3 protein-coding genes and 2 pseudogenes are annotated in these 2,849 nt (G+C 53.8%); 1 reads left to right on the top strand and 4 read right to left on the bottom strand.

Features of this window, described 5'->3' with window-relative positions:
• Positions 1-11: 11 nt before the first annotated feature.
• The 3 genes and pseudogenes from LPW29_RS14975 to LPW29_RS15835 all read right to left on the bottom strand — a co-directional run bounded on the left by LPW29_RS14975 (position 12) and on the right by LPW29_RS15835 (position 923).
• Entirely contained in the window at positions 12-326 is a 315-nt protein-coding gene (locus LPW29_RS14975) for a HigA family addiction module antitoxin (RefSeq protein ID WP_238628676.1), read from the bottom strand.
• Between the two features lie 14 nt (positions 327-340).
• Positions 341-623, bottom strand: a pseudogene (locus tag LPW29_RS14970) (type II toxin-antitoxin system RelE/ParE family toxin).
• A gap of 147 nt (positions 624-770) precedes the next feature.
• Positions 771-923 (bottom strand): hypothetical protein, encoded by a 153-nt coding sequence (locus tag LPW29_RS15835; RefSeq protein WP_443112360.1) that lies wholly within the window; start codon positions 921-923, stop codon positions 771-773.
• A 74-nt stretch (positions 924-997) separates the two neighbouring features.
• On the opposite strand from LPW29_RS15835, the gene LPW29_RS14965 reads away from it, so the two are divergent.
• Positions 998-2,017: a transposase gene (locus LPW29_RS14965; protein ID WP_238628675.1), complete on the top strand. Its 1,020-nt coding sequence runs from the start codon at positions 998-1,000 to the stop codon at positions 2,015-2,017.
• A 573-nt stretch (positions 2,018-2,590) separates the two neighbouring features.
• Here LPW29_RS14965 and LPW29_RS14960 read toward each other — a convergent pair.
• Positions 2,591-2,849: pseudogene (locus LPW29_RS14960) on the bottom strand (group II intron reverse transcriptase/maturase); the annotation flags it as partial.

Below are 2,849 nucleotides of genomic sequence, written 5' to 3'. Positions count from 1 at the left end.
GCATAGCCTGGTTATGCAGCATGTATCGGCTTGATCCGATCCACTTCTTCCTTGACCGACTGAGCCGCCGCCCAAAGATCAACAGATCGCTGCGCATTCAGCCAGAATTCTGGAGAGTTACCAAACAAACGGGCAAGCCGAAGCGCCATTTCAGGACTGACAGCACGACGCTCACGCAGCAGTTCATTAACTGACTGGCGAGAGACGCCCAGAGATTCAGCCAACCTCGTAACAGTCAGGCCATAGTCCGGCAGGAAATCCTCTCTCAATATTTCACCAGGATGAGTCGGCTTGCGCTGCATGCCGGTAGTATTAGGAGTAGCCATGGTCATCACCTCACTCAGTGGTAGTCACACACTTCGACCTCATACGCATCGCCACCCTCAAAACGAAAACAGATACGCCACTGATCATTTATTGATAATTGCGTGCTGCCCCTGTCTGTTTCCCGACAATGGGTGAAGACGATTGCCGGGCGGCACTTTCAAATCCTCCAGCTGGATGGCCAGACCCACGTATTCACGTTTTCTGGCGGCTCTCGGCGCAACATCCGCAGGGAACTTCTTTGATTCGCCTTTGGAATAAAGCTCTTGAGTTCGTTTATCAGCAAAGAATTTGATCATGCAGCAAATTGCATTGCGTCACGTGACGCGTGTCAATGTGACTTGGTAGTGACTGCATAACGTTCAAGCTAACCAGCCATTTATACGAAGTGCAGCAAAGCGAAACGGCGTATAAATGGTCGGGTTGAGCTAATTGTTAGGGATGATTTATTCGAACCAGCTAGATGTGTCCACATTAAACTCGTTTACTTCCATTACACTGCCAAGAGGAGCTTTAAATTTAACATCCAATGTACCAGTAAAAGGGAATGATGAATTTATTATTGCGCCATCCCCATGACGCAGAACCGGGACAGCCATCATTTCTCTTGACTGAATACTACACACAACTAGACTAGGAATAAGACCAAAATCGGTTTTCAAGGAGGAAACCCATGACCCGCGCCAGACATCAACTCATCTGCCCCGAAGCCACTTCCTACTACCATACGATATCCCGCTGTGTCCGCCGTGCCTTCCTCTGTGGCGAAGACTCCCTCACCGGCAAGAATCACGAACACCGTAAAACCTGGGTGACCCAACGCCTGCGTGAACTCGCTGATGCCTTCGCCATCGAGATCTGCGCCTATGCCATCATGTCCAGCCACTATCACTTGGTGTTGCGTATCGATCAGGGCACCGCCAAGCAGTGGGATAGCGAGCAAGTCATTGAACACTGGGGAAGACTCTACAGTGTGCCAGTGCTGGTCACCCGCTACCAGCGTGGTGAAACGACCAGCAAGGCCGAGAACATCAAGGCCGAGGAAATCATCGAGACCTGGCGCGAACGCCTGACAGACATCTCCTGGTTCATGCGCAGCCTGAATGAATACCTGGCCAGACGGGCCAATGAAGAAGACCACTGCAAGGGCCATTTCTGGGAGAGTCGCTTCAAAAGCCAAGCCCTACTCGATGATGCCGCCGTACTGGCCTGCATGAGCTATGTGGACCTCAACCCGGTACGGGCCAAGATGGCCGACACCCCGGAAGCCTCCGACTTCACCTCCATCCAGCAACGCATACGCGACGTGGCACCGAAGCAGACAAAGCCAACAGATGAGGCTCCCATTAAAGCAATCCCTTTGATGAGACTGGTCCCACAACGCCATGACCCGCACCCCAACAGTATTGGCTTCACACTCCCCGACTATCTGGAACTGGTCGACTGGGCCGGTCGGGAAATCCGTGAAGGCAAACCCGGCTCCATCAACGCCGCCGCGCCGCCCATCCTGGAACGCCTCCATCTTGATCCCCATCGTCTGATGGACCACCTGCGTGGTGAGGCGATGATAGAAAAACCTGTCATGCTTGGCTCGGTAGAGAAGCTGAAACAGACGGTCGCAACATTCGAGCGCAAGTTCGTGAAGGGTATCAGCGAAGCAAGGCGACTGTTCCGACCACCGATTGTTACCTGACCACCCGCAATACCATCATCACGCGTTCAAGACCAGCCACTCCATGCAGATGTGGCGGACGTCCTATTGCCAAAATATCCCACCTATCAATTTGCAACGCCGAGTAGACAGCTTTCTATTCCATATATGCGCTATGACGGCGTGATCAACACTATCTCCTGACTAACCAGCCAAGCAATTCATCTGGACTTCGATTTCTAAATCACGATTTTTAAATCATGCCTGTCCCTGCTTTTCACTTTTTGATTTTTTCCTGGCCCGAAAAGGTTGGGCCCCGCCACAATCCCTGTGGCGGGGCCCATGTCGCGCGGCAGGACCCATCCGCTGGGTCATCCATGACTTGGTGCCTATTCGTCCGTGACTGCCATCAATGGCGACAGGTGACATTCTCCATATCTGCTCCGGGGATACAAGCGGAATATTCCAAATTGCGAAGCACTTCAAATGGGGACAGACACCTTTTAGGAAAAGGGTCGCCGTAGAGAGCTGGGTTGCATAGCATTTCTACTGCAAACCAGCCCCCCGGCACAGATCCGGACGTGCGCTGCTAACGCATCCGGCTCTTGCGTCGAGTCAGACGCGCAGGCGTTTGCCCGGGTACGGATGGACGATACGCATTGTTGGCACCCACTGGCGGATGACGTGTTGCATCTTCCGCCAGTTCAGCCGCACCGCCTTCTGACTGCGGCGGCGCAACGCGCGAAACCAGGCACGACACACCTGTGTGCGTGCCGCATTCAGCGCCCCGATGTTGCCGGGTACGCCAAAGTAGTTCGCAAACCCTTGCAGGGCCTGCCGGATGAACCGACCCTGGGCCGCAACCGGGCTATGC

The organism is Ectothiorhodospira sp. 9100 (genome assembly GCF_022227565.1).
Classification (GTDB): domain Bacteria; phylum Pseudomonadota; class Gammaproteobacteria; order Ectothiorhodospirales; family Ectothiorhodospiraceae; genus Ectothiorhodospira; species Ectothiorhodospira marina.
Note: the sequence above shows the minus strand (reverse complement) of the source record. Positions and strands in the feature narration are given on the sequence as shown.